This is a genomic window from Micromonospora sp. NPDC050397 (genome assembly GCF_044901685.1).
Taxonomy (GTDB): Bacteria; Actinomycetota; Actinomycetes; order Mycobacteriales; family Micromonosporaceae; genus Micromonospora_G.
Genome location: NZ_JBJDPS010000004.1, coordinates 374,900 through 399,704, shown reverse-complemented (window position 1 = coordinate 399,704; position 24,805 = coordinate 374,900). Strand labels below are relative to the sequence as shown.

The following is a 24,805-nucleotide window of genomic DNA, read 5'->3' as shown; positions in this document are numbered from 1 at the left end:
AGCGCCCGCGCGGGTGACCGGTGCGCGTCGGGAAGCGGACTTTCGGTTCGTTGCCGGGCGGGGGGGATTTCAACTAGCGTTGAGTTCATCAAGCGTTGAATTCTTCCAAGGAGGCGCCATGAACTCCGCGATCGAGGTCCGCGACCTCGTCGTCGAACGTGGCCGGCGACGGGTTCTGCACGGCCTGACCTGCACGTTGCCCCGGGGCAGCGTCACCGGCCTGCTCGGCCCCAGCGGCAGCGGCAAGACCACCCTGCTGCGCGCGGTGGTGGGCGTACAGACCGTCGCCTCGGGCACGGTCACGGTGCTGGGCCAGCCCGCCGGCACCGCCGCGCTGCGCCACCGGGTCGGTTACCTGACCCAGGCGCCGAGCGTCTACACCGACCTGACCGTCCGGGAGAACGCCCGCTACTTCGCCGCGCTCCAGGGGCGTACCGGGCGCGACGCCGACCGGGCGATCGCCGACGTCGGCCTGGCGTCGGCCGCACGGCAACTGGTCGGCACGCTCTCCGGCGGGCAGCGCAGCCGCGCGTCGCTGGCCTGCGCCATCGTCGGCGAACCCGAACTGGTGATCCTCGACGAACCGACGGTCGGCCAGGACCCGGTCCTCCGGGCCGAGCTGTGGGACCGGTTCCACGCGATGGCGTCGGGCGGCACCACCCTGGTCGTCTCCAGCCACGTGATGGACGAGGCGGCGCGCTGCGACCGGTTGCTGTTGATCCGCGAGGGCCGGCTGATCGCCGAGGACACCCCGACCGGGGTACGGGCCAACGCCGGCACGGACGACCTGGAGGAAGCCTTCCTCCGGCTGATCAGGAGGAGCGAGGCGGGCCGGGAGACCAGTGCCGAACCCGCCACCGAAGGGGCGGTACGGCGATGAACCCGAGGCTGCTGGCCGCCACGACCGGCCGGATCCTGCGCCAGCTCCGGCACGACCCGCGTACGGTCGCGATGCTCGTGGTGGTGCCGACGGTGCTGCTCACGCTGCTCTACTTCATGTTCTCCGACCAGCCCACCGGACCCGGGCAGCCGAGCACCTTCGACCGGGTCGCGCTGATCATGCTCGGGGTCTTCCCGTTTGTCATCATGTTCCTGGTGACCAGCATCGCGATGCTGCGCGAGCGCACCTCCGGCACGTTGGAGCGTCTGCTCACCACCCCGCTGGCCAAGCTCGACCTGCTCTTCGGTTACGGCATCGCGTTCGGGCTGGCGGCGGCGATCCAGGCCGGGGTGGCCACCGGGGTGGCGTATTGGCTGTTCGATCTGCACACCACCGGCAGCGCCGGCCTGGTCATCCTGATCGCGGTGGTCAACGCCGTGCTCGGGGTCGCGCTCGGCCTGTTCTGCAGCGCCTTCGCGCAGACCGAGTTCCAGGCCGTACAGTTCATGCCGGTCGTGGTGATCCCGCAGATCCTGCTCTGTGGCCTGTTCGTCGGCCGGGAGCGGATGGCCGGCTGGCTCCAGGCGGTCAGCGACGTGCTGCCGCTGTCGTACGCGGTCGAGGCGTTGCAACAGGTGGGTGCCCACGCCGAGCCCACCGCCACGCTCTGGCGCGACCTCGCGGTGGTGCTCGGCGCGGTGCTGGTGGCCCTGGTGCTCGCCGCGGCCACGCTCCGCCGCCGCACGGGCTGACACGGCGGCCTACGGGTTGACACGGCGACGCGCGGACGGCGAAGTACGGGTTGACACGGCGGCGGCCGGATTGACGACGAAGGACGGCGATGGCACGACGGACCGGACGGCGGCCGGGCAACCCCGACACCCGTGAGGCGATCCTCGCCTCGGCTCGGGACGCGTTCGCCGAACGCGGCTTCGACGGCGCGTCGATCCGGACGATAGCGGCCGGCGCCGGGGTCGACCCGGCGCTGGTCCACCACTACTTCGGCGCGAAGGACAAGCTCTTCGTGGCCGTGATGAAGGTGCCATTCGACCCGGGCGAACTGCTGCCGGAGATCGTGGCCGGCGGGCCGGGCGGGGTGGGGGAACGGCTGGTCCGGACCTTCCTTCGGCTCTGGGACTCGCCGGCCGGCGCGGCCGGTGTCGCGCTGCTCCGCTCGGTGCTCAGCAACGAGTGGACCGCCCGGCTGATGCGCGAGTTCGTGACCACCCAGATCCTGCGGCGGGTGATGTCCGGGCTGGACCTGCCGGCGGCCGAGGCACCGCTGCGCAGTTCGCTGGTCGCGTCCCAGCTCGTCGGGCTCGCCGTGGCCCGCTACGTGTTGCGGGTGGAGCCACTGGCCAGCGTGCCGGCCGAGGTGGCGGTCGCGGCGATCGCCCCGACCGTGCAGCGTTACCTGACCGGCGAGCTGACCGGGGTGTTCGATCTCGCCGAGGCGGGCGAGCGGGCAATCGGCGGACCGCCCTCCGCCTAGACGGTGGTCTCGCCCTGGTTCAGGTGGCCCTGCTCAGCCCGGGGGTGCCGGGCCGGCCAGAGCACCGGGTGCAGCATCTGGACCAGGTCGGCGTGGTCGCGTACCGGTCGCGGGAAGGCGAGCCGGACCCGGTAGCGAGAGCCGGGGGCGCCGAGCAGCACCACGAATCCGTACCGGTCCAGCCGGACCACGCGCGGCGGCGGGCCGCCGACCGGCCGAGGGGCCGACTCGCCGAGCTGGCGCAGCACGAACTCGGTGATCTCCCGCTGGTGGTGGTCGGCCAGGTCGGCCAGGAGTTCGCGCTCCAGGTGGTGCAACGGATCCGGCTCCACGTTGCCGTACTCGCCGGGGTCGATGTGAATCGTCTCGGTCTCCCGTTCGAGCCGGATCTCGGCCGGCTCGAACCGGTAGAGGGTGAACCGGCCACCGACGTCGAGCAGGTCGCCGGTCGAGTCGATCTCGGCGTAGTCCAGCGCGGCCTGGCGAGCCTCCGTCCCGGCCAGCGCCGTCGCCCAGCCGGAGATCCAGACCCGGCCGAGCGGTGGCGCGCCGGCCGCCGGTGGCAGGTCGCGTACGTCGAGCACCAGCGCGGTGTCGTCGGTGCCCGGCACCGGCCGCAGGGCCAACGCCAGGTCGTCGACGACCGAGACGAGCAGCAGCACCCGGCCCTGCGCGTCGGTGACGTGTCGGGTCCGGTACGGGCCGGGACGGTTGGCCACGTACGCGCTGCCGGCGATCCGGCCAGCGGCCAACGTACGGGCGACCTCGGCGGGACTGGGTTGCATGACCGGACCTCCGACGGGTGGATTAGGGTGGGCTAAGTTAGGGCAGGCTAACCTACAAACCGGGAGACGTCCACGTGAACCAGGCACGACCCAAGGTCCGGATTTCCCGCGCCCTCGGCATCCCGCTCACCCCCAAGTGCGTGAAGTACTTCGAGCGCCGGCCGTACCCACCGGGCGTACACGGCCGGCAGCGCCGCAAGACATCGGACTACCAGGTACGACTGCTCGAGAAGCAGCGCCTGCGGCACCAGTACAACGTCAGCGAGACCCAGCTCCGGCGCGCCTTCGACGACGCCGTACGGCTGGAGGGCAAGACCGGCGAGAACCTGGTCGGCCTGCTGGAACGGCGCCTCGACGCGGTGGTGCACCGGGCCGGGCTGGCGCGGACCGTCTACCAGGCCCGGCAACTGGTGGCGCACGGGCACTTCGCGGTCGACGGGGTCAAGGTCGACCGCCCGTCGTACCGGTTGCGCCCCGGCCAGGTCGTCCGGGTGCGCGAACGCAGCCGGCAGAAGCCGCCGTTCCAGCTCGCCGCCACCGGCGCGCACGCGGGCGAGGGCCCCGGTGCCGCGTACCTCTCAGTCAGCCTGGCCGACCTGACCGCCACCCTGGTCCGTACGCCGGCCCGGCGCGAGGTCCCGGTCATCTGCGACGAGCAACTCGTGGTCGAGTTCTACTCCCGCTGAGTGCAAGGAAGGGCCCCTTATTAACGCTATGCGTTAATAAGGGGCCCTTCCTTACCCCTCAGCGGGTTTGTTCGAGCCAGGAGGCGTAGAGGAGGGCGTAGGTGGAGGTGGGGTCGCGGAGCAGTTCGTCGTGCGGGCCGCGCTGCACGATTCTGCCCTTGTCGACCACGATCACCTCGTCGGCGGCCTGGGCGGTGGAGAGCCGGTGCGCGATCGCCACCGTGGTACGTCCCCGGGTCACCGCGTCCAGTGTGCGCTGGAGCCGCACCTCGGTCGCCGGGTCGACCGCGCTGGTCGCCTCGTCGAGCACGAGCAGGTCCGGGTCGGCCACGTACGCGCGGGCCAGCGCGACGAGCTGGCGCTCGCCCACGCTCAGCGCCTCGCCCCGCTCGCCGACCCGGGTGTGCAGCCCGTCCGGCAGCCCGTCGACCCAGTCGGCGAGCCCGAGTTCGGCGAAGGTGGTGGCCAGTTGCTGGTCCGAGCAGCCCGGCCGACCGAAGCGGACGTTCTCCGCCACGGTCGAGTCGAACAGGAAACCGTCCTGCGGGACCATCACCACCCGGGAGCGCAGCGACGAGAACCGGACCCGGTCCAGCGGTACGCCGGAGAGCAGGACCGTACCGTCGCTCGGGTCCATCAGCCGGGTGAGCAGCTTGGCGAAGGTGGTCTTGCCGCTGCCGGTCTCGCCGACCACCGCCACCCGGCTCTTCGCCGGGATCTCCACGTCGATGTCGGTCAGCACCGGCGGGCCGCCCGGATAGGCGAAGCCGATGTCGGCGAACCGCACCTCGATCGGCCCCTGGGGCAGGTCGACGCCCTGCTCGCCCGGGTCGGCCACGTCCGGCTCCAGGTCGAGTACGTCGAGCACCCGGCGCCAGCCGGCGACCGCGTTCTGCGCCTCGTTCAGCACCTCGGTGGCGATCTGCACCGGCTGGATGAAGAGGGTCACCAGGAACAGGAAGGCGGTGATCTGCCCGATGCTGAGCGTGCCGTCGACGCCGAGCCGTACGCCGAGCACGACCACCGCGGCCAGCGCCAGCCCGGCCGAGATCTCGCCGGTGGAGAAGCTCACCACGCTGGTCCGGATCGCCTTCTGCTGGGCCTGGCGCTGACCGTCGATCGCCTCGTCGATCCGGGCGGCGGTCCGGCCGGAGACCCCGTACGCGCGGATGACGGAGGCGCCGACCACGCTCTCCGCGATCGCGGCGAGCAGCGCGCCCATCCGCTGCCGGACCAGCCCGTAGACCTTGGCCAGCCGCTTCTGAAAGGCCCGGATGACCAGCAGCGCGGGGATGAACGCGGCGAACACCACCAGGGTGAGCTGCCAGGAGTAGACCGCCATCACGATCGCGGTGACCACCACCTGGCCGACGCTGATCAGCAGGATCACCCCGCCCCACTGGAGGAACTGGGTGATCTGGTCGACGTCGCTGGTGACCCGGGAGACCAGCGAGCCGCGCCGCTCCGACTGCTGGTGCAGCATGGACAGGTCGTGCACGTGCCGGAACGCGCGAGTGCGTACCCCGGCCAGCGCGGTCTCGCTGACGGTGAACAGCCGGCGCATCATCAGGTAGCCGCAGACCGTGGTCAGGGCCAGCACCACGGCGGTCAGCGCGACCACGGCACCGACCACGCCGAGGTCCGGGCCGCCGGCCGCGCGCAGACCACGGTCGATGCCCTGTTGGATCGCCACCGGTACGGCCGCCCGGCCGATCATCGACACCAGGGCGAAGCCGAGGGTGCCGGCGAGCCCGGTGCGCAGTTCGGGCGAGAGCGCCAGACCACGCCGGAGCGTACGCCAGGTCCCCTCGGTCGGTTCGGTGCCGGCCACGGTCGCCGCGTCGGTGCTCACGCGCTCACCTCGCTCACGTCGTCGTCGGCTACGGCGGCGCGGGTCCCGGCCGGGCCGCCCGTCGTCGGTTCGGCGTCGGCCGACTGCTCCACGTACGCCTTCTCCCGTTCGCGTTCGGCTTCCGCCTTCTCGTAGGCGGTGACCAGGTCGGCGTAGCCCGGCACGGTGGCCAGCAGTTCGGTGTGGGCGCCCCGGGCGATCACCCGGCCCTGCTCCACGTAGATCACCTCGTCGGCCAGCGCGATGGTCGCCCGGCGGTAGGCGACCACCAGGATCGAGGCGGCCGACCGCCCGCCGCCCGACCCGCCCGGATCGGACCCGCCCGGGTCCGGGCCACCGGCCCCCGGATCACCGGCCGGACCACTCCGGCTCAGGGCGGCGAGGATGGCCGCCTCGACCCTCGGGTCGACCGCGCTGGTCGCGTCGTCGAGGACGAGCAGGCGAGGTCGGCCGGCCAGGGCGCGGGCCAGGGTGAGGCGCTGCCGTTGGCCGCCGGAGAGCGAGGTGCCACGTTCGCCGACGGCGGTGTCCAGCCCGTCCGGCAGGGCGGCGACAAAGCCGTCCGCCTCGGCCAGCCGCAGCGCGGCCCACACGTCGTCGTCGCCGATGCCCGGCCGGTCCAGGGTGATGTTGGCCCGGATGGTGTCGTCGAAGACAAACGGCACCTGCGCCACCAGCGCCACCGTCTCGGTGAGCGAACCGGCGGTCAGCGCCCGTACGTCGGTGTCGTCCAGGGCGACCGTGCCGGACTGCGGGTCGACCAGCCGTACGGCCAGCGACGCGATGGTCGACTTGCCCGAGCCGGTCGGCCCGACCAGCGCCACGGTGCGGCCGGACGGAACGGTGAAGGAGACGTCGTGCAGCACCGGGATGCGGGCGGAGGTGTCCCGGGACGGGGTGACCGGACCGTCGCCACCGGCCCGCCCGGCCGCGACGGCGGCGTCGTCCGGGTCGGCCAGCAGGTCGACCCCGACCGGGTCGGCCGGCACGTCCACCCCGTCCGGGTCGGGCGCGGCCGGTGGGCCGCCGAGACCGGTCGGGGCGTCCGGGTCGTCCGGGTCGGGAGGGTCGTAGCCGAACCGCACCCGGTCGAAGACGAGGGTGGCCGGTACGTCCTCGGGCTGCCGCAGCACCGTCTGCCCGTACGGCATGTCGCCGGTGGCGGTGAGCACCCGTTGCACCCGGTCCCAGCCGGCGACGCTGCGGGGCAGTTCGGCGAGGACCCAGCCGATCGCGCGTACCGGGAAGGCGAGCACGGTGAACAGGAAGGCGACGCTGACCAGTTCGGTCACGGTGACCGCGCCCTGGCTCAGCCGGAACGCCCCGACCAGCAGTACGGCGAGGGTGCCGAGGCTGGGCAGGGTGTCCAGCATCGGGTCGAAGACGCCGCGCAGCCGACCGACCGAGATCAGCGCGTCGCGCAGCTCGCCGGCCCGGTCGGCGAACCGGGCCGTCTCCTGCGCCTCCCGGCCCATCGTCTTGACCACGAGCGCACCGTCGAAGCTCTCGTGCGCGATCGCGCTGACCTCGGCCCGCAGTTGCTGGGCCCGGGCCTGGCGGGGGGCCATCCGCCGGGAGTAGACGACGTTGAGCGCGAAGAGGGCCGGGAAGATCGCCACCCCGACCATCGCGAGCACCCAGTCGGTGAAGAACAGCGAGCCGATCGCGGCGACCAGCATCACCAGGGTGCCGACGGCGAACGGCAGCGGCGCGATCGGGTACCAGGTCGCCTCGACGTCCGAGTTGGCGTTGGAGAGCAGGGTGCCGGTGGCGTGTCGGTGGTGCCAGGCCAGCGGGAGGTCGAGGTAGCGGCGGGTGACCCGACGCCGGTAGGTGGCCTGGAGCCGGTACTGCATGTAACCGGCGGCGATCCGGCGCCCGAACACCCCGAGCACCTTGAGCAGGCTGACCCCGACCAGCGCGGCGGCGGCGAGCGCCACCAGGGCGGCGTCGGCCCGGCCCTCGGTGAGCGAGGGCACGACCACCTCGCCGACGATGGCGCCGACCACGTACGCGCTGGCGATGGTGACCAGCCCGAAGAGCACGCTGCCGCTCACCGAGAGGGCGAAGATCCTTGGTTCCTCGCGGATCGCGTGCCCGAGCACCCGCAGTCCCCGGTTGAGTACATCCCGACTTGTCCTGGTCGCCACTCGCTCCCCCGCCGTAAGCCACCGGTGTCTACCTAATCCTTACCGACCGGTGTCCACCACATCCTTACCGATAAGAGTGGTCGGTGACGATCTGGGTCCGATTGTGGTGGCGGTCACACCCATCGTCGCGCGGATCGGCGGTTCGGTGTCGGGCGGCCTCGGATCGACGGCGCCTACGATCGAAAGATGCCGCGGTACGCCGAATCGGAACGCCAGTCCCTCGCCGACCTCCTCGTCACGCTCGGCCCGGACGGGCCGACCATCAACGAGGGCTGGGCCACCCGTGACCTCGCCGCCCACCTGGTGGTCCGGGACCGGCGCCCGGACGCCGCGCTGGGCATCGTGTTCCGGCCGCTGAGCGGTCACACCGAGCGGCTGCTGCGGGCGGCGGCGACCCGCCCGTACCCCGAACTGATCGACCTGCTGCGCCACCCGCCCCGGTGGAGCCCGGTGAGCAACCCCTGGCTCGACGAGCTGACCAACAGCATGGAGTTCTACATCCACCACGAGGACGTCCGGCGGGCCCTGCCCGACTGGCAGCCCCGGGACCTGTCGCCGGAGCACCAGGGCGCGCTCTGGAAGCAGGTACGGATGATGGCGCGGATGTCGTTGCGTCGCTTCCCGGCCGCGCTGCTGGTCCAGGCACCCGGACACGGCGAGGCGTCGAGCGGCGCCGGCGGGGAACCCGTACGCCTGGTCGGGTCTCCGGGCGAGCTGGCGGTCTTCCTGATGGGCCGGCAACGCGTGGCCCGGGTCCAACTGACCGGCTCGGCCACGCTGACCGAACGCCTGCGTACCAAGAAACTCGGCGCCTGACCCGGCCGGCTGCGGCGCCGGTCCGGCCACCGCACGAGGGGTGCCACCGGACGCCTCCGGTCGACGGTTCGCCGCACGGGATGCAACTTGTGCCCCACGCGGCACCCTACTCGTCGCCCGGTGCCCGTAGGCTTCATCCGCACCTCTCCCGGACACCACACGGCCGGCGGCCCGCGGTGTCCGGTCCACCTCTCGATCAACGTCAACGGCGCGGACCCGATGCGGCGGGTCACGGGCGGTTGGGTGACAAGGGGCGTTACCGGCACACCCCCTGGTGCCACCGGTCGTGGTCGACGCGGCCGCATCGTCCGTACTGGACGGTCGCCAGCCTGCCGCGCGCGTCTCGACGCCCGACCACCGCCTGTCGCGACGAGCATCGCGCGACAGGGGGCAACATGCGGTCCTTCGCCGTGGTGGCACTCATCGCGCCACCGTTTCCGGCGCGGCTCAATCCGCACGCGGCCGAGGCGGCGCGCCGGTCCGCCCGTTGGGCGACCGAACTCGGCCTGATCGTGACCTCCGACGCCGCCCGACGCCTGGACCGGGCGAACGCCGGTGACCTGGCCGGGCGGACCTGCCCGGACGCGGCGCCGGAACGACTCGGGCTGCTGACCGATCTCATCACCTGGCTGTTCGCCTTCGACGACGCCTGCGACGACGACGGCTTGGGCGCCGACCCGGGGCGGCTCTCCCCGGTGGTGAGCCGACTGCTCGACGTGCTGGACCTGCTCGGCGGCGACGCACCGAGCGGGCTGCTGACCGCCGCCGGACCGACCGGTGCCGCACTGCACGACCTGTGCCGGCGGCTGCGCGAAAGCGGCCAGCCGGACCTGCTCGTACGCTTCACCGCCCAGTTCCGCGACTACCTGCTCGCCCTGCTCTGGGAGGCCGCGAACCGGGAGCACCACCGGGTGCCGGCGGTGGACGAGTACGTCCAGATGCGACGGCACACCGGTGCCGTACATCCCAGCTTCACCCTCACCGACCACGCCCGGGACGCCCGTCCGGGCTGGTCGGAGCTGGCCGACCCGCGACTGTCCGCACTGGACCGGCTCGCCGCCGACCTGGTCTGCTGGTGCAACGACGTCTTCTCGTACGGCAAGGAGCGGCGACTGGAGCAGGACGGGCACAACCTGACCCTGGTGATCGCGCGGGAGAACGGGCAGGACGAGCAGACCGCGCTCACCGAGGCGGCCGGTCGGTTCAACACCGGGCTGGAGACGTACCTGGAGTGGGAGGGGTCCCTGCTGGACGGCGCCGAGCCGGCGGTCGAGCGGTTCGTCGCCGGGCGACGGGCCTGGATCCGGGCCACCTACGACTGGTCCATGAACGCCAGCCGGTATGCCTGACGGGGTGCACCAGCCGGGTGCCCGGTCGGAACGGAATTCCGACGACTGACGGGTACGTCGCACAGCCGGGCGGGAAGTGGGCGGGAAGCCTACTTCCCGCCCGTTCCATTCGTACCCGTCGCCGGCTCCGTCCATCCATCGAGACCGGACGAATCCAAATCGGTCGATCGCGTAACATCCTCACTTCTCTATATCGAGGTTTCCGCACGACAAGCCGTCCGGACCACCCGGGACCGGATGTTCGGCCATCGACAGACCCGGTCACTTCGGGGGTAGCCGAGGCCGCACCCGTGGCAATACTCTGCGGTAACCAACATTTAACGTGATGCCCGTCACGTACCCATATTCGGAAGGCTGACCCCCCTCATGGCTTTCGACCTCCCGTACCGGTCCGTCCCGGACATGCTTCTGCAGCGCATCGCGGCCACCCCCGACCTGGACGCGTTCGGCTACCCCGCGCCGGACGACTCCGGACCGGTCTGGCTGACCTGGTCACAGGTGGGCCAGCGGGCCAAGGCGATCGCCGCCGGGCTGCACGCGCTCGGCGTCGGTCGGGAGGAGCGGGTGGCGATCCTGGCCAGCACCCGGTTGGACTGGGTCGTCGCCGACCTCGGGGTGATGTGCGCCGGGGCCGCGACCACCACCGTCTACCCGACAACCGAGCCGGAGGACGCGAGCTTCATCGTGGCCGACTCCGGCTCCCGGGTGTTGATCGCGGAGAACGCCACCCAGGCCGGCAAGATCGCCGGGGCGGACCTGCCCGCGCTGGCCCACGTGATCCTGATCGACGGTACCGCCGACCCGGCCGCCGCCGTACCCCAGCTCACCCTGGCCGACCTGGAGATCCAGGGTACGCAGGTGCTCGACGAGGACCCGGGTCTGATCGAGCGGATCGTCGCGGAGATCAAGGGGGAGGACCTGGCCACCCTGATCTACACCTCGGGCACCACCGGGCGCCCCAAGGGCGTCGAGCTGCTGCACACCGGCTGGGTCTGGGAGGGCGTACGCCAGGCCGAGTTCGAGTTGCTCAGGCCGGACGACCTCCAGTACCTCTGGCTGCCACTGTCGCACTCCTTCGGCAAGACGCTGATCTGCGGCGTGATCCACGTCGGTCTGCCCACCTATGTCGACGGCCGGGTGGACAAGCTGGTCGACCTGCTCGGCGTGGTCCGCCCGACCCTGATGTGCGGCGCGCCCCGGGTCTTCGAGAAGGTCTACAACCGAGCGGTCACCACGGCCCAGTCCGGCGGCGGCGCCAAGGCCAAGATCTTCTCTTGGGCGGTCCGGACCGGCAAGGAGAAGGTGGTGCTGGAGCAGGCCGGCAAGCCGGTGCCGGGCGGGCTCGCGTTCCGTTACCGGCTCGCCGAGAAGCTGGTCTTCAGCAAGCTCCAGGCCCGCCTGGGCGGCAGAATCCGGGTGTTGGTCTCCGGAGCCGCTCCGCTCAGCCCGGAGATCGGCGCCTTCTTCGCCGCCGCGAACCTGCCGATCTCCGAGGGGTACGGCCTGACCGAGACCAGCGCGGGCAACTTCGTCAACCGCCCCGGCCACCTCAGGATCGGTACGGTCGGTCAGCCGCTGGGCGACCTGGAGTGCAGGATCGACACCGACGGCGAGGTCCTGCTGCGCGGGGCGCCGGTGATGCGGGGTTACCACAACCTGCCCGAGGAGACCGCCGCCGCGTTCACCGAGGACGGCTTCTTCCGTACCGGTGACATCGGTTCCCTCGACGAGCAGGGCTTCCTGAAGATCACCGACCGGAAGAAGGACCTGGTCAAGACGTCCGGCGGCAAGTACATCGCGCCGTCGCACATCGAGGGGCTGTTCAAGGCGCTCTGCCCGTACACCTCGCAGGCGGTCGTGATCGGACAGGCCCGCAACTACTGCGTGATGCTGGTCAGCCTGGACCCCGACGCGATGACCGCCTGGGCCGTCGGCGGCCCGCTGGCGGGCAAGCCGTACGCGGAGATCGTCGGCTCGCCCGAGGTCCGCGCGATGGTCGACGGGTACGTGGCCGAGCTGAACGGCAAGCTGAACCGCTGGGAGACGGTCAAGAAGGTGGCGATCCTGCCCCGCGACCTGACCATCGAGGACGGCGAGCTGACCCCGTCACTGAAGATCAAGCGCCGCGCCGTGGAGACCAGCTTCGCCGACGAGATCGAAGAGCTGTACCAGGGCAGCCTCGCCGAGATCTGATCCCCGCCCCCGGCCGCTCCCCCGGCCGGGGGCTGGGTAAGGAAGGGGCCCTTCCTTACCCAGCAGCTAGGCGATGACGGCGGGTTCGCGCCAGGACGGGCGGGTGGTGGCCCGGTCGAGGTCGTAGCGGACGGTGGCGATCCGGTGCACCGCCTCCACCAGCTCCGTGGCGGGCAGGGTGAAGGGCAGGCGCAGGAAGCGTTCCAGGGTGCCGTCCAGGCCGAACCGGGGACCGGGCGCGAGGCGTACGCCGACCTCCTCGGCGGCCCGGGACAGCGCGCTGGAGATCGGCCCGTCCAGTTCGGCCCAGAGGGTGACGCCGCCCCTCGGCACGATCACCCGCCAGTCCGGCAGCGATTCGCGCAACGCGGCGAGCAGGGCGTCGCGCTGCGCGGCGAGCTGGGCCCGCCGGGCGGCGACGATCGCCTCCCCGTCGGCGAGCAGGCGTACGGCGACGAGCTGGTCCAGCACGGGGCTGGCCATGTCCACGCCGACCCGGGCCGCCGCCAGCCGCTGCACCTGGGGCGCGGAGGCACGTACCCAGCCGATCCGCAGCCCACCCCAGTACGGCTTGCTCATCCCGCCGATCGAGATCACCCGGGAGTGCCGGTCGGAAACGGCGACGGGGGGCGGCATCGGCGTGCCGGTCAGCGGCAGGTCGACAAAGGACTCGTCCACCACCAGGTCGGTGCCGCCGGCATGGGCCGCCGCGACCACCCGCTCGCGCAGGTCGGCCGACATCAGGTGTCCGGTCGGGTTCTGGAACTCCGGGATCAGGTAGGCCAGCCGGGGCCGGCTCTGGCGCAACGCGCTGAGCAGCAGTTCGCCGTCCCAGCCGGGGGCGTCCGGGGCCAGGCCGTGGGTGGCGATGCGGGCCCGGCGGGCGGCCAGCGCGGCCAGCGCGTTCGGGTAGGTCGGGGACTCGACCAGGACGCTGCCGCCGCTGGGCAGGGTCAGTCTCAGCACCAGGTCGAGGGCGTGCTGGGTGCCGTTGGTGACCATGATCTGTTCGGCGCTGGTGGGCAGTCCGCGCACGGTGTACGCGCGGGCGACCGCGTCGCGCAGTTCGACGATGCCGGTGGGGTGGTAACCGGCGCCGCCGAGGTAGCGGGGCAGGTCCTCGGCGGCGGCGCGGGCGGCGGGGACGAGTTGGGCCGGTGCGGAGAGCGCGGCGCAGCCCAGGTCGATCATGTCCAGGTCGTCCTGCGGGGTCCAGAGGCCGGAGCTGGCCACCCGGTGGCCGCCGGGCAGCATGGTCCAGCTTCCGGCACCCCGGCGGCTGTTCAGGTGGCCGCTCTCGCGCAGTTCCCGGTACGCGGCGGTGACCGTGGTACGGCTGACCGTCAACGCCTCGGCCAGCTCCCGTTCGGCCGGCAGCCGTACGCCCAGTGCCAACCGGCCGTCGGCGAGCAGTCCGCGTACGGAGCTGGCCAGGGCGAGGTAGTCCGGACTGCGCCGACGGCCGGGCAGGGCATGCCACTGACCGAGCAACCGGGCCAATTGTGTGCCACGGACCAGGACTGTCATGGCCACCTACCCCCGATTGGCTCTCTCCCGGCTGCCGAATTGGTACTTAGGGTGGCATCCGTGACCCCGATTGGCAACCTCCGTGACCGGCTGACCCGGCGGCTCGTCCAGCTCTACATCGGACTGGCCGTGTACGGCTTCAGCATGGCGCTCATGATCGAGTCGACCCTCGGCCTCGATCCCTGGGATGTCTTCCACCAGGGCGTGGCGGAGCGGACCGGGCTCTCGTTCGGCACCGTCGTCATCCTGGTCGGCGCCGTGGTGCTGCTGCTCTGGATCCCGCTGCGCCAGCGCCCCGGGATCGGCACGGTCAGCAACGTGGTGGTGATCGGGCTGGTGGTGGACGCGGCCCAGGCGGTGCTGCCGACCCCCTCCGCGCTCGCCGCCCGGATCGGGTTCCTGGTCGCCGGGATCCTGCTCAACGGGGTGGCCACCGGTCTCTACCTGGGGGCCAGGCTCGGCCCCGGTCCCCGGGACGGGCTGATGACCGGGTACGTCGCCCGTCGCCCCGGCCGTTCGATCCGGCTGGTCCGGACCGGCATCGAGGTGACCGTGCTGGTGGTCGGGCTGCTGCTCGGCGGGACCGTCGGCTTCGGCACGGTGGCGTACGCGCTGGCGATCGGGCCGCTGGCGCACCTGTTCATCCCGATGTTCCAGGTCCCGCCGAGCGGGTCCGGCGGTCCCGTACCCGGTCGGCCGGCCGCCGCCGGCACCGGACCGGCATAGACGCGGTTCGCTGCGCCACGGTTGCCCGGGTGAACGGAATGAGGCGCGAAACACAGCCCCGGCAATGGTTCCCTGAACGGCGATCACACGGCATCATTTCCCCATGGGGGAAGAGGGTTGGCGTTGGGCAGACGCCTGGATCTTCGTGTCGCTGGTGATCGCCGGAGGCGCCGGACGGCACCGACGTTCGGCAACCACCCGGCGACCGGAGGGCGTGCGCCTCGCCGACGTGCTCTCCACCGCCGACCATCTCAACCACGCCATTCCGGCCCGGCACGAGGTCGAGGCGGCCGTCCGGCGGCTCGCCGGTGCCGGGCTGATCAACGTGGTGGACGGCTGGTTCCGGGTGACCCCGGCCGGCGAGCAACTCTGGCGCACCCGCCCGCACGGCGGGCTGGCGACCACGGTCGAGACCGTGCACGGTGTGCTGACCCGGCGGACCGAGCCCGGTTTCACCGACTGGGACCTGGACGAGGAGGAACACGCGGCGGCGGTGCAGGAGTTCGCCGCCCGCACCAGCGCGCCGCGCCCCCGACGCTCACCCGAGGGCGGGCCGCGCTAGAACGGCGGGACCGGGCCAGGACGGCCGGACCGCACCACGACGGCGGGACCGGGCCAGGACGGCGGGACCGGTCGGGGAGGTCAGCCTGGTGACGTACCCGGACCGCTGGCGCGGCCCGGGGGCTATCGGCGGACCGGGTGCCCGGCGTCCCGCAGGGCGTCCTTGACCTCACCGATGGCGAGTTCGCCGAAGTGGAAGACGCTCGCCGCCAGCACCGCGTCCGCGCCCGCCTCGACCGCCGGTGGGAAGTCGCCCACCGCGCCGGCACCGCCGCTCGCCACCACCGGCACCTCCACCACCTGCCGCACCGCCCGGATCAGCGCTAGGTCGAAGCCCGCCTTGGTGCCGTCGGCGTCCATCGAATTGAGCAGGATCTCGCCCGCGCCCAGTTCGGCGCCGCGCCGGGCCCAGTCGACCGCGTCCAGTCCGGTGCCCCGTCGACCGCCGTGGGTGGTGACCTCGAAGCCGCTCGGCGTGCCGCCGTCCGGCGCCCGCCGGACGTCCAGCGAGAGCACCAGCACCTGCCGGCCGAACCGGTCGGCGATCTCGGCGAGCAGCTCCGGCCGGGCGATCGCGGCGGTGTTGACCCCGACCTTGTCGGCGCCGGCCCGCAGCAGGGTGTCGACGTCGGCGACCTGGCGGATGCCGCCGCCGACGGTGAGCGGGATGAAGACCGACTCGGCGGTCCGGCGGACCACGTCGAGCATGGTGCCCCGGTCGTCGACCGAGGCGGTGACGTCGAGGAAGGTCAACTCGTCCGCGCCGGCCCGGTCGTACGCGGCGGCCAGCTCGACCGGGTCGCCCGCGTCCCGGAGGTCGAGGAAGTTGACCCCCTTGACCACCCGCCCGGCGTCCACGTCGAGACAGGGAATCACCCGTACCGCCACCGTCATGGTCCGAGCTTAGCCGCCCGGCCCGGTCCGCCGACCGGGCCGGGCGGGCGGCTCAGCCCGGTCCGCCGAGCGAGCCGGGTCGGTGGCTCAGAGCCGTACCAGCATCTTGCCGAAGTTCTCTCCGCGCAGCAGGCCGAGGAACGCCGCCGGGGCGTTCTCCAGCCCGTCGACCACCGTCTCGTGGTAGCGGATCTGGCCGGACCGGAGCCACTCGGACATCTCGCCGACAAACTGCTCCCGCCGCCCGAGGTGGTCGTACAGGAGGAAGCCACGCAGGGTCAGCCGCTTGGAGACGGCCAGCGACAGGTTGCGCGGGCCCGGCACCGGTTCGGTCGCGTTGTACTGGGAGATCATGCCGCAGATCGCCACCCGCCCGTTGAGGCGCATGCAGGCGATCGCGGCCTCCAGATGATCAGCACCGACGTTGTCGAAGTACACGTCGATCCCCTCCGGCGCGGCCTCCTTCAGCGAGCGGCGTACCGGTTGAGCGCGGTAGTTGAACGCGGCGTCGAAGCCCAGGTCGAGCAGACGGGCCACCTTCTCGTCCGAGCCGGCGCTGCCGACCACCCGGGCGGCGCCCTTGAGCTTCGCGATCTGACCGGTGAGGCTGCCCACCGCACCGGCGGCAGCCGAGACAAAAACGGCCTCGCCGGGCCGGAGGGCGGCCACGTCGAGCAGCCCGACGTACGCGGTCAGCCCGATCCCGCTGAGCGGCCCGAGGTACGCCGACACGGGCGCCACCGTCTGGTCGACCCGTTGCGCCGCCCGCTCGTCGAGTACGGCGTACTCCCGCCAGCCCTTGCCGTGCCGCACCAGGTCCCCGGGTCGGAACGCGTCGGTCTCGCTGCTGACCACCTCGCCGATCGCGCCGCCGTCGAGCACCTCGCCGAGGGCGTAGGGCGGGCTGTACGACCGGCGGTCGTCCATTCGCCCCCGCATGTACGGGTCGACCGACATCCACACGTTGCGGACCAGGAGCTGACCCGGTCCGGGATCCGGCACCGATACCTTGACCAGGTCGAAGTTCTCCGGGGTGGGCCAGCCGTGCGGACGGCTGGCCAGGCGGACCTCCCGACCGGCCCGGCTCACCGGGCCTGCCCCACCCGCAATACGACCTCGATGTTGCCGCGCGTGGCGTTGGAGTACGGGCAGACCTGGTGGGCCTGCTCGACGAGCTGCTCGGCGTCGGCCCGGTCGACCTCGGGCAGGTCGACGACGAGCGTCACGGCGAGACCGAAGCCCCCCGAGTCGGCCCGGCCGATGCCGACCTCGGCGTTGACGGCCGAGCCGGTGACGTCGGCCTTGACCCGGCGTCCGACGAGCTTGATCGCGGAGTGGAAACAGGCCGCGTAACCGGCGGCGAAAAGCTGCTCGGGGTTGCTGCCGCCGCCCTCGCCGCCCATCTCCTTCGGCACCGCGAGGTCGATCTCCAAGGTCCCGTCACTGGTACGCACCCGGCCGCCCCGGCCCTCGCCGGTCGACTGCGCCTCGGCGGTGTAGAGCACCTTCATCGCGATCACTGCTCCTTCTGGTGGTGGATCAGTTCGGTGATCTGGTTCAGGGTGCCGCGGAGCGCGACCAGGTCCGGTTCGGTCAGGCCGGTGCCGCCCACGATTCGCCGGGGCACCCGCCGGACCCGCTGCCGCAGGTCCCGTCCGGCCCCGGTCAGCTCGACCTCGACCAGCCGCTCGTCCCGGGCGGCCCGCCGCCTGGTCACCAGGCCGGTGCGCTCCAACCGCTTGAGCAGCGGGGAGAGGGTGCCCGAGTCCAGCCGCAGCGCGGCGCCGAGCTGTTTCACCGTGCGCGGCCGGTCGGGGCGTTCCCAGAGCACCAGCAGCACCAGGTACTGCGGGTAGGTGAGCCCGAACTCGTCCAGGATCGGCCGGTAGAGGTCGGTGACGGCGCGGGAGGCGGCGTAGAGCGCGAAACAGACCTGACGATCCAGGGCAAGCTCGTCCACGGCATCCATGAACGTCACTCTAGTGCGCGATTGAATCGCGCACAACCGATCTGACCGTACGGCGTTCGTCGAAGGTGGTCGAAGCCGTTTGTCGAAGGTGGTCAGTGCCGTTCGTCGGCGCTGTCAGTCCGGTCAGTGCCGTTCGTCGGGTGCTGTCAGTCCTGTCAGTGCCGTTCGTCGAGCACGGCCAGGGCCTCGGCGACGGTGAACGCGCCGGAGTAGAGCGCCTTGCCGGCGATCACACCCTCCACGCCGATCGGCTCCAGGGCGGCCAGCGCCCGCAGGTCGTCCAGGTGGGACACGCCGCCCGAGGCGATCACCTTCGCGTCGGTACGGGCGCACACCTCGCGCAGCAGGTCGAGGTTCGGCCCGCGCATCGTCCCGTCCTTGGTGATGTCGGTGACGACGTACCGGGTGGCGCCCGCCTTGTCCAGGCGTTCCATCACCTCGAACAGGTCACCGCCGTCGCGGGTCCAGCCCCGCCCTGAGAGGGTACGGCCGCGCACGTCCAGCCCGATCGCCACCTTGTCGCCGTACTCCCCCAGCACCCGGTCGCACCAGACCGGGTCCTCCAGCGCCGCGGTGCCGATGTTGACCCGGGCCGCCCCGGTGCCGAGCGCCGCGCGCAGGCTCTCGTCGTCCCGGATGCCACCGGAGAGTTCGACCGCCACGTCCAGCCGGCGGACCACGTCGGCCAGCAGATGGGCGTTGGAGCCCCGCCCGAAGGCCGCGTCGAGGTCGACCAGGTGGACCCAGGTCGCCCCGTCCTCCTGCCAGGCCAGCGCCGCCGCCAACGGGTCGCCGTACGTGGTCTCACTGCCGGCGGCGCCCTGGACCAGGCGTACCGCCTGCCCGTCGGCGACGTCGACGGCCGGAAGCAGGATGAGGCTCAAGGATGGTCTCCTGTCTGGGTAGTGCTGGTCAGATCCGACGTCCGAGCGCGATCACCACGACCGCCGGCAGTACGAGCAGCAGCAGCACGATCAATGCCAGGCGCAGCCCCAGGTCGTCGACGAGGAACCAGACGGCGCCGAGCGCCGTGATCGCGAGCACCACCACGCCGGCCCGCTCGCCACGGCTGCGACGGGCGAAGAGCCGACCGGTACGCCGGTCCGGCAACCGGGGGGTGAGCCGCCGCAGCAGTGCCCGGCGCCGCTGCCTCCGGGCCACCCGCCGGGCGCGTACGGCGCGCTCGCGCTCCTCCTGGGCCTGGCGTACCGCCCGCCGTCGGGCCCGCTCCTTGCTCACCCGGCCACCACCGGGCTGGCTGGCGCCGGGCGGGGTGCGGGCTGGCGCGACAGCGCGCTCACAGGGTGCCCAGCCAGTTGCGGAGCAGGGTCGCGCCGCTGTCGCCGGACTTCTCCGGGTGGAACTGGGCGGCCGAGAGCGGACCTCGCTCCACCCCGGCGACAAAGGGTCCACCGTGGTCGGTCACGGTCACCCTGGCCCCCGCACCGGAGAGCGCGGCGATGTCGGCGGCGGCGTACGAGTGCACGAAGTAGAACCGGCTCCCCTCCGGCAGCCCCGCGAAGAGCGTCGAGCCGGCGTCCGGCTCGACGGTGTTCCAACCCATGTGCGGGACCCGCTCGGCGGCCAGCCGGGTCACCCCGCCGGGCAGCAGCCCGAGCCCCTTGGTGACCAGGCCGTGCTCCTCGCCGTACTCGAAGAGGATCTGCATGCCGACGCAGATGCCGAGCACCGGGCGGCCGGCGGCGACCCGCTCGGCGATCACCGGGCCGGCACCGAGCGCCTCGATCCCGGCCATGCAGGCGGCGTACGCCCCGACCCCCGGCACCACCAGCCCGTCGGCGGCGAGCGCCGCGTCCAGGTCGGCGGTGACCGTCACCTCGGCACCGGCCCGGTCCAGGGCACGCTGCGCCGACCGGATGTTGCCCGAGCCGTAGTCGAGCACCACCACGCCGGGCATCACGCGTCACCCGGGACGAGCCAGAGCACGCCCCCGGCCGTGGCCATCAGGGCGAGCAGCCCGACGAAGACGATCACACCGACCGAGGCACCCTGGCGGTGCAGCGACCACGCCCCGCCGACCAGCACACCGGCCAGCACGAACAGTGCCGGTGCCACTACAACGCCCCTTTGGTGCTGGGTATCGCACCGGCGTTGCGCGCCTCGACCGTGACCGCCTCGCGCAGCGCCCGGGACACCGCCTTGAACTGGGCCTCCACCACGTGGTGCGCGTCCGGGTGGCCGCCCTCGCGGGCCGCCCGCAGCACCGACACGTGCAGCGTCATCCGCGCCGCCTGGCCGAACGACTCCCAGACGTGCCGGGTCAGGCTGGTCGGGTAGACCGGCCCGATGTACGGCGCCAGCGCCGGCTCGTCGTGCACGACGTACGGCCGCCCGGAGAGATCCACCGCAGCCCGGACCAGCACCTCGTCCATCGGGATGGTGGCCGAGCCGTACCGCCGGATGCCGGCCTTGTCGCCGAGCGCCTGGTCGAACGCGGCGCCGAGCGCGAGCGCGGTGTCCTCCACCGTGTGGTGCGCGTCGATCTCCAGGTCGCCGACGGTCTGCACGGTCAGGTCGAAGCCGCCGTGCCGGGCGATCTGGTTGAGCATGTGGTCGTAGAAACCGACCCCGGTGCTGATCTCGGCCAGGCCGGTGCCGTCGAGGTTGATCTCGACCAGGACCTTGGTCTCGTTGGTGGTCCGCTCGACCCGGGCGGTTCTGCTCACAGCGACTCCAGCACGATCGACAACTCGGTCAGAAAGGCGTCCGTCTCCGCCGGGTCGCCCGCGGTCACCCGGAGCCAGCCCGGCAGGCCGACGTCGCGGACCAGCACACCCCGGTCGACCAGGGCGCGCCACACCACCGCCTGGTCACCGCCGACGTGGAACAGGACGAAGTTCGCGTCGCTCTCGGCCACCCGCAGCCCCAGCCCGCGCAGCGTGGCGACGATCCGGTCGCGCTGCTCCTTGATCGCGTCGACCGTGGCGAGCAACGCGTCCCGGTGCGCCAGCGCGGCCCGCGCGGCGGCCTGGGTCAGCGCGGAGAGATGGTACGGCAGCCGGACGAGCTGCACCGCGTCCACCACCGCCGGGTCGGCGGCGAGGTAACCGAGCCGACCACCGGCGAACCCGAACGCCTTGCTCATGGTCCGGGTCACCACCAGCCGGGGGTGCGCGGGGAGCAGGCTCAACGCGGTCGGTGTGCCGGGCCGGGCGAACTCCGCGTACGCCTCGTCCACCACCACCATGCCGGGCGCGACCGCCAGCACCTCGGTCACCACGGCCGGGTCCAGCGCGGTCCCGGTCGGGTTGTTCGGCGAGCAGAGCAGGACCAGGTCCGGCCGGTGCGCCTCGACCTGCGCCACCGCGTCGGCGGCGGTCAGCCCGAACTCGGTGTCGCGGCGGCCGTCGAGCCAGGTGGTGCCGGTGCCGAGCGCCAGCAGCGGGTGCATCGAGTAGGCCGGGGTGAAGCCGAGCGCGGTCCGCCCCGGGCCGCCGAACGCCTGGAGCAACTGCTGCTGGATCTCGTTCGAGCCGTTCGCCGCCCAGAGGTTGGCCACACCCAGGCCGTGGCCCAGGTAGTCGGCCAGGTCCGCGCGGAGCGCCAGCGCGTCCCGGTCCGGGTAGCGGTTCAGGTCGGCGAGCTCGGCGTGCAGCGCCTTGCCGATCGCGTCGACCACGGTCTCCGGCACCGGGTACGAGTTCTCGTTGGTGTTCAGCCGGACGGCCACGTCGAGCTGCGGTGCCCCGTACGGCGAACGCCCCCGCAGGTCGTCCCGGAGCGGCAGGTCGTCCAGGGAGGTCACGACGGCTGCCCGAGACGCTCGTCGGGGAACCGGGCCCGGACCGCCTGCCCGTGCGCGGGCAGGTCCTCCACCTCGGCCAGGGTCACCACGTGCGGAGCCACGTCGCGCAGGGCGGCCTCGTCGTACTCCACGATGTGGATGCCGCGCAGGAAGGACTGCACCGACAGACCGGAGGAGTGCCGGGCACAGCCGGCGGTCGGCAGCACGTGGTTCGAGCCGGCACAGTAGTCGCCGAGCGACACCGGCGCGTACGGCCCGACGAAGATCGCCCCGGCGTTGCGTACCCGCAGCGCCCACTGCCGGGCGTCCCGGGTCTGGATCTCCAGGTGTTCGGCCGCGTACGCGTCGACCACCCGCAGTCCCGCCTCGAGGTCGTCGACCAGCACCACGCCGCTCTGCTCGCCGAGCAGTGCCTCGGTCACCCGGGGGGCGTGCTTGGTCGCGGCGATCTGGCGGGCCAGTTCCCGGTCGACCGCGTCGGCCAGCGCGAGCGAGGGGGTGACCAGCACGCTCGCGGCCAGCGGGTCGTGCTCGGCCTGGCTGATCAGGTCGGCCGCCACGTGCGCCGGGTCGGCGGTCTCGTCGGCCAGTACGGCGATCTCGGTCGGCCCGGCCTCGGCGTCGATGCCGACCACCCCGCGCAGCAGCCGCTTGGCGGCGGTGACCCAGACGTTGCCCGGCCCGGTGATCATGTCGACCGGCGCGCACCGCCGCTCGCCGGAGGCGTCGGTGGTGGAGCCGTACGCCAGCATCGCCACCGCCTGGGCGCCGCCGACGGCGTAGACCTCCTCGACCCCGAGCAGGGCGCAGGCGGCCAGCACCCGGTCGTCGGGCAGGCCACCGTTCTCCCGCTGCGGCGGGCTCACCACCACCAGCGACCGGACCCCGGCCGCCTGCGCCGGCACCACGTTCATGACCACGGTCGACGGGTACATCGCCAGGCCGCCGGGGACGTAGAGGCCGACCCGGTCGACCGGCACCCAACGCTCGGTGACGGTGCCACCGGGCACCACCTCGGTCGTGGTGTCCGTGCGCCGCTGGTCGTCGTGCACCCGGCGGGCCCGCTTGATGCTCTCGTTCAGCGCGGCCCGGACCGCCGGGTCGAGCGCCCGCTCGGCGGCGGCGATCGCCTCGGCCGGGACCCGGAGCTGGTCCGGAGCCACCCCGTCGAACCGATGGGTGGCCTCCCGGATCGCGGCGTAGCCATGCTCCCGCACCGCCTCGACGGTCGGGCGGATCTGCTCCACCGCCACCGAGACGTCCAGTTGGGCTCGGGGCAGCAGGCCCCGGGGGTCACGCGCGCTGCCGCGCAGGTCGATCCGGTTCAACACGCCCACGAGTCTAGGCGGCGCCAACCGGGCGGGCCGATCGACGCCCAGCGGGCGGGACGGTGAGTCGGACCACCCACACCCGGTCGGGGCGAAAACGGCTAGGCTCGACCGGTGCGCGCGCGGCTGCCGGTCTTCCCGCTCGGGACGGTGCTCTTCCCAGGTCTGGTCCTGCCGCTGCACATTTTCGAGGAGCGCTACCGGGAGCTGGTCCGGCACCTGATCGGTCTGCCCGAGGGTAGCCCCCGCGAGTTCGGGGTGGTCGCCATCCGCAGCGGCTGGGAGACCCAGCCGCCCGCCGGCCAGGCCGAGCCCGCCGCCCCGGTCACCCTGCACGAGGTTGGCTGCACCGCCGAGGTGCGCCAGGTCACCGAGCTGCCCGACGGACGGTTCGACCTGGTCACGGTCGGGCGTCGACGGTTCCGGATCAACGAGGTCGACGAGTCGACCACGCCGTACCTGACCGCCGAGGTCGAGTGGCTGCCCGAGCCGGTCGGCCAGGAGGAGGCCGCAGACCTGCTGGCGCCCCGGGTGCTCGCGGTGTTCCGGCAGTACCTGGGACTGGTCCGGGCCGACCCGGAGGAGATCTCCGAGCAGTTGCCGGACGACCCCACGGTGCTCTCGCACCTGGTGGCGGCGACCGCCGTACTGACCGTGGCGGACCGGCAGCGGCTGCTCGCCACCCCGGACACCGCCGGCCGGCTCCGCGCGGAGCTGCGGCTGCTCAGTCGCGAGGCGGCTCTGCTGCGTCGGGTGCGGGCGGTGCCGGTGCCGGTGGCGGAGCTGGGAGCGCCGCCGAGTCCCAACTGACCCCGATCGGCTCCGGCTCCGCGCCGAGCCCGGCGTACCGGGACCAGCCGGCCAGCATGGTGTACATCACCACCGCACCGAACGCCGGCATCAGCAGGTCGCCCCGGAGCGCGGGGACGAACCCGAAGAGCCACTCGAACCGGCCGGCACGCAGGTCCGGCGGCTTGCCGAACGAGGTCCCCGCCGCGGCGGTCTCCAGCATCCGGTGGTACTGGTCGAGACCGATCTGACGGCCCACCTGCCAGGCGACCACGGCCGCGCCGATCGAGCCGAGCGCGACCAGGACCATGCCGGCCGGTCCCCGGTAACGGCGCAGGACCACCCAGACCACGATCGCCGCCAGCAGACCGAAGACCAGACCGAACAGGCTGAACCACCCGTCGGCGGCGACGAACTCCTCCGGCTGCGGCTGGGCCAGCACGGCCCCGCCGTCGGCCTGGATCACCGGCACCGAGGGCGCGACCGCCCGCCACGCCAACCCGAGCGGTACGCCGAGCAGGACGATCACCAGCACGGTGCCCACCGCCACGGCCAGGGTGCGCCACGGGGCACGGGGCCGGGCGGGCACCGGATGCTCGTACGCCAGGAAGTAGCCGTCGGACGTCGGGCCGGGCAGCTCACCGGCGGCCCCCACCGCCACGGGTGCGTCCGGGCCGACGACCTCCCGAGAGTCCGGCCCGACCGCGGCACCGGCGGAATCGTCCGAGCGGGTAGTGGTACCGGCAGGATCTCCCGGACCGGCAGCGGCACCGGCGGAGACCGGAGCCGGCGGCACCGACGGCACCGGCGGAACCGGCGACGCGGCCGGCGAGGCGCCCGGACCGGTGGCCCCGCCATGGCTCGGACCAGTCGCCTCGCCGTGGCTCGGGTCGGTGGCCTCGCGATGGCTCGGGTCGGCCGCACCGGGCCGGGGTACGTCATCCCGGACGGGGTCGACCTCGTCCTCGGGGTGCTCTTTGTCGGGGATCGCCGGACTCACTCCGTGATCCTCTCAGGCCGACCGCCCCCACCGGGCAGCGGA

At 72.7% G+C, this 24,805-nt stretch carries 26 protein-coding genes; 10 read left to right on the top strand and 16 right to left on the bottom strand.

What is annotated here, in order from left to right; genetic code table 11:
* The first annotated feature begins 118 nt into the window (after nucleotides 1-118).
* From ACI2K4_RS17515 to ACI2K4_RS17505, 3 genes are all read left to right on the top strand, one after another.
* A complete protein-coding gene (locus ACI2K4_RS17515) occupies nucleotides 119-880 on the top strand; it encodes an ABC transporter ATP-binding protein (protein WP_404512492.1) in 762 nt (253 codons plus the stop codon).
* Complete coding sequence (locus tag ACI2K4_RS17510) at nucleotides 877-1,632, top strand: ABC transporter permease (RefSeq protein WP_404512490.1); 756 nt, start codon at nucleotides 877-879, stop codon at nucleotides 1,630-1,632. Before ACI2K4_RS17515 ends, ACI2K4_RS17510 begins: the two co-directional genes overlap by 4 nt.
* 89 nt (nucleotides 1,633-1,721) lie before the next feature.
* Nucleotides 1,722-2,372 (top strand): TetR family transcriptional regulator, encoded by a 651-nt coding sequence (locus tag ACI2K4_RS17505; RefSeq protein WP_404512488.1) that lies wholly within the window; start codon nucleotides 1,722-1,724, stop codon nucleotides 2,370-2,372.
* Here the strand turns inward: ACI2K4_RS17505 and ACI2K4_RS17500 are convergent.
* Nucleotides 2,369-3,157, bottom strand: coding sequence for a DUF2470 domain-containing protein (locus tag ACI2K4_RS17500; RefSeq protein ID WP_404512486.1), 789 nt, complete (start codon nucleotides 3,155-3,157; stop codon nucleotides 2,369-2,371). The two genes, ACI2K4_RS17505 and ACI2K4_RS17500, sit on opposite strands and share 4 nt — an antisense overlap.
* Nucleotides 3,158-3,231: 74 nt before the next feature.
* On the opposite strand from ACI2K4_RS17500, the gene rpsD reads away from it, so the two are divergent.
* Nucleotides 3,232-3,843 (top strand): 30S ribosomal protein S4, encoded by a 612-nt coding sequence (rpsD, locus tag ACI2K4_RS17495; RefSeq protein WP_404512484.1) that lies wholly within the window; start codon nucleotides 3,232-3,234, stop codon nucleotides 3,841-3,843.
* Nucleotides 3,844-3,901: 58 nt separating this feature from the next.
* Here rpsD and ACI2K4_RS17490 read toward each other — a convergent pair whose 3' ends face one another.
* Together ACI2K4_RS17490 and ACI2K4_RS17485 are read right to left on the bottom strand one after the other, a co-directional pair.
* Nucleotides 3,902-5,695, bottom strand: coding sequence for an ABC transporter ATP-binding protein (locus tag ACI2K4_RS17490; protein ID WP_404512482.1), 1,794 nt, complete (start codon nucleotides 5,693-5,695; stop codon nucleotides 3,902-3,904).
* Nucleotides 5,692-7,680: an ABC transporter ATP-binding protein gene (locus ACI2K4_RS17485; protein ID WP_404512974.1), complete on the bottom strand. Its 1,989-nt coding sequence runs from the start codon at nucleotides 7,678-7,680 to the stop codon at nucleotides 5,692-5,694. Before ACI2K4_RS17485 ends, ACI2K4_RS17490 begins: the two co-directional genes overlap by 4 nt.
* Nucleotides 7,681-8,031: 351 nt before the next feature.
* Here ACI2K4_RS17485 and ACI2K4_RS17480 point away from each other — a divergent pair, with 351 nt between their 5' ends.
* From ACI2K4_RS17480 to ACI2K4_RS17470, 3 genes are all read left to right on the top strand, one after another.
* The gene (locus ACI2K4_RS17480; protein ID WP_404512479.1) at nucleotides 8,032-8,661 is read left to right on the top strand and encodes a TIGR03085 family metal-binding protein; all 630 of its coding nucleotides are present in this window, start codon (nucleotides 8,032-8,034) and stop codon (nucleotides 8,659-8,661) included.
* Nucleotides 8,662-9,056: 395 nt separating this feature from the next.
* Nucleotides 9,057-10,010: a terpene synthase gene (locus ACI2K4_RS17475; RefSeq protein WP_404512477.1), complete on the top strand. Its 954-nt coding sequence runs from the start codon at nucleotides 9,057-9,059 to the stop codon at nucleotides 10,008-10,010.
* Between the two features lie 366 nt (nucleotides 10,011-10,376).
* Complete coding sequence (locus ACI2K4_RS17470) at nucleotides 10,377-12,203, top strand: AMP-dependent synthetase/ligase (RefSeq protein WP_404512475.1); 1,827 nt, start codon at nucleotides 10,377-10,379, stop codon at nucleotides 12,201-12,203.
* Nucleotides 12,204-12,269: 66 nt separating this feature from the next.
* Here ACI2K4_RS17470 and ACI2K4_RS17465 read toward each other — a convergent pair whose 3' ends face one another.
* Nucleotides 12,270-13,730 (bottom strand): PLP-dependent aminotransferase family protein, encoded by a 1,461-nt coding sequence (locus ACI2K4_RS17465; protein ID WP_404512473.1) that lies wholly within the window; start codon nucleotides 13,728-13,730, stop codon nucleotides 12,270-12,272.
* Nucleotides 13,731-13,790: 60 nt separating this feature from the next.
* On the opposite strand from ACI2K4_RS17465, the gene ACI2K4_RS17460 reads away from it, so the two are divergent.
* Nucleotides 13,791-14,456, top strand: a complete 666-nt coding sequence (locus ACI2K4_RS17460) for a YitT family protein (protein WP_404512471.1) — start codon at nucleotides 13,791-13,793, stop codon at nucleotides 14,454-14,456.
* 103 nt (nucleotides 14,457-14,559) lie between these two features.
* Nucleotides 14,560-15,018, top strand: coding sequence for a hypothetical protein (locus ACI2K4_RS17455; RefSeq protein ID WP_404512469.1), 459 nt, complete (start codon nucleotides 14,560-14,562; stop codon nucleotides 15,016-15,018).
* Between the two features lie 122 nt (nucleotides 15,019-15,140).
* Here the strand turns inward: ACI2K4_RS17455 and hisF are convergent, their stop codons facing one another.
* The 11 genes from hisF to hisD all read right to left on the bottom strand — a co-directional run bounded on the left by hisF (nucleotide 15,141) and on the right by hisD (nucleotide 22,977).
* Complete coding sequence (hisF, locus tag ACI2K4_RS17450; protein ID WP_404512467.1) at nucleotides 15,141-15,911, bottom strand: imidazole glycerol phosphate synthase subunit HisF; 771 nt, start codon at nucleotides 15,909-15,911, stop codon at nucleotides 15,141-15,143.
* A gap of 87 nt (nucleotides 15,912-15,998) precedes the next feature.
* Nucleotides 15,999-17,000 carry an NADP-dependent oxidoreductase gene (locus tag ACI2K4_RS17445; RefSeq protein WP_404512465.1) on the bottom strand — a complete coding sequence of 334 codons (1,002 nt, stop codon included), beginning with the start codon at nucleotides 16,998-17,000 and terminating at the stop codon, nucleotides 15,999-16,001.
* Nucleotides 16,997-17,422: an organic hydroperoxide resistance protein gene (locus ACI2K4_RS17440; protein WP_404512463.1), complete on the bottom strand. Its 426-nt coding sequence runs from the start codon at nucleotides 17,420-17,422 to the stop codon at nucleotides 16,997-16,999. Before ACI2K4_RS17440 ends, ACI2K4_RS17445 begins: the two co-directional genes overlap by 4 nt.
* A 5-nt stretch (nucleotides 17,423-17,427) precedes the next feature.
* Complete coding sequence (locus ACI2K4_RS17435) at nucleotides 17,428-17,880, bottom strand: MarR family winged helix-turn-helix transcriptional regulator (RefSeq protein ID WP_404512461.1); 453 nt, start codon at nucleotides 17,878-17,880, stop codon at nucleotides 17,428-17,430.
* 155 nt (nucleotides 17,881-18,035) lie between these two features.
* The gene (gene priA, locus ACI2K4_RS17430) at nucleotides 18,036-18,764 is read right to left on the bottom strand and encodes a bifunctional 1-(5-phosphoribosyl)-5-((5-phosphoribosylamino)methylideneamino)imidazole-4-carboxamide isomerase/phosphoribosylanthranilate isomerase PriA (RefSeq protein ID WP_404512459.1); all 729 of its coding nucleotides are present in this window, start codon (nucleotides 18,762-18,764) and stop codon (nucleotides 18,036-18,038) included.
* Between the two features lie 28 nt (nucleotides 18,765-18,792).
* Nucleotides 18,793-19,119, bottom strand: a complete 327-nt coding sequence (locus ACI2K4_RS17425; protein ID WP_404512457.1) for a hypothetical protein — start codon at nucleotides 19,117-19,119, stop codon at nucleotides 18,793-18,795.
* A gap of 58 nt (nucleotides 19,120-19,177) precedes the next feature.
* Complete coding sequence (gene hisH / locus ACI2K4_RS17420; RefSeq protein ID WP_404512455.1) at nucleotides 19,178-19,798, bottom strand: imidazole glycerol phosphate synthase subunit HisH; 621 nt, start codon at nucleotides 19,796-19,798, stop codon at nucleotides 19,178-19,180.
* Nucleotides 19,798-19,956: a hypothetical protein gene (locus ACI2K4_RS17415; RefSeq protein WP_404512453.1), complete on the bottom strand. Its 159-nt coding sequence runs from the start codon at nucleotides 19,954-19,956 to the stop codon at nucleotides 19,798-19,800. The genes hisH and ACI2K4_RS17415 overlap by 1 nt, the downstream gene beginning before the upstream one ends.
* The gene (hisB, locus tag ACI2K4_RS17410) at nucleotides 19,956-20,567 is read right to left on the bottom strand and encodes an imidazoleglycerol-phosphate dehydratase HisB (RefSeq protein ID WP_404512451.1); all 612 of its coding nucleotides are present in this window, start codon (nucleotides 20,565-20,567) and stop codon (nucleotides 19,956-19,958) included. The genes ACI2K4_RS17415 and hisB overlap by 1 nt, the downstream gene beginning before the upstream one ends.
* A complete protein-coding gene (locus ACI2K4_RS17405; RefSeq protein ID WP_404512449.1) occupies nucleotides 20,564-21,646 on the bottom strand; it encodes a histidinol-phosphate transaminase in 1,083 nt (360 codons plus the stop codon). Before ACI2K4_RS17405 ends, hisB begins: the two co-directional genes overlap by 4 nt.
* The gene (hisD, locus tag ACI2K4_RS17400; protein ID WP_404512447.1) at nucleotides 21,643-22,977 is read right to left on the bottom strand and encodes a histidinol dehydrogenase; all 1,335 of its coding nucleotides are present in this window, start codon (nucleotides 22,975-22,977) and stop codon (nucleotides 21,643-21,645) included. The genes ACI2K4_RS17405 and hisD overlap by 4 nt, the downstream gene beginning before the upstream one ends.
* Nucleotides 22,978-23,088: 111 nt before the next feature.
* Here hisD and ACI2K4_RS17395 point away from each other — a divergent pair, with 111 nt between their 5' ends.
* Entirely contained in the window at nucleotides 23,089-23,784 is a 696-nt protein-coding gene (locus ACI2K4_RS17395; protein WP_404512445.1) for an LON peptidase substrate-binding domain-containing protein, read from the top strand.
* Here ACI2K4_RS17395 and ACI2K4_RS17390 read toward each other — a convergent pair.
* Entirely contained in the window at nucleotides 23,699-24,763 is a 1,065-nt protein-coding gene (locus ACI2K4_RS17390) for a DUF2567 domain-containing protein (RefSeq protein ID WP_404512443.1), read from the bottom strand. The genes ACI2K4_RS17395 and ACI2K4_RS17390 overlap by 86 nt on opposite strands.
* Between the last annotated feature and the right edge of the window lie 42 nt (nucleotides 24,764-24,805).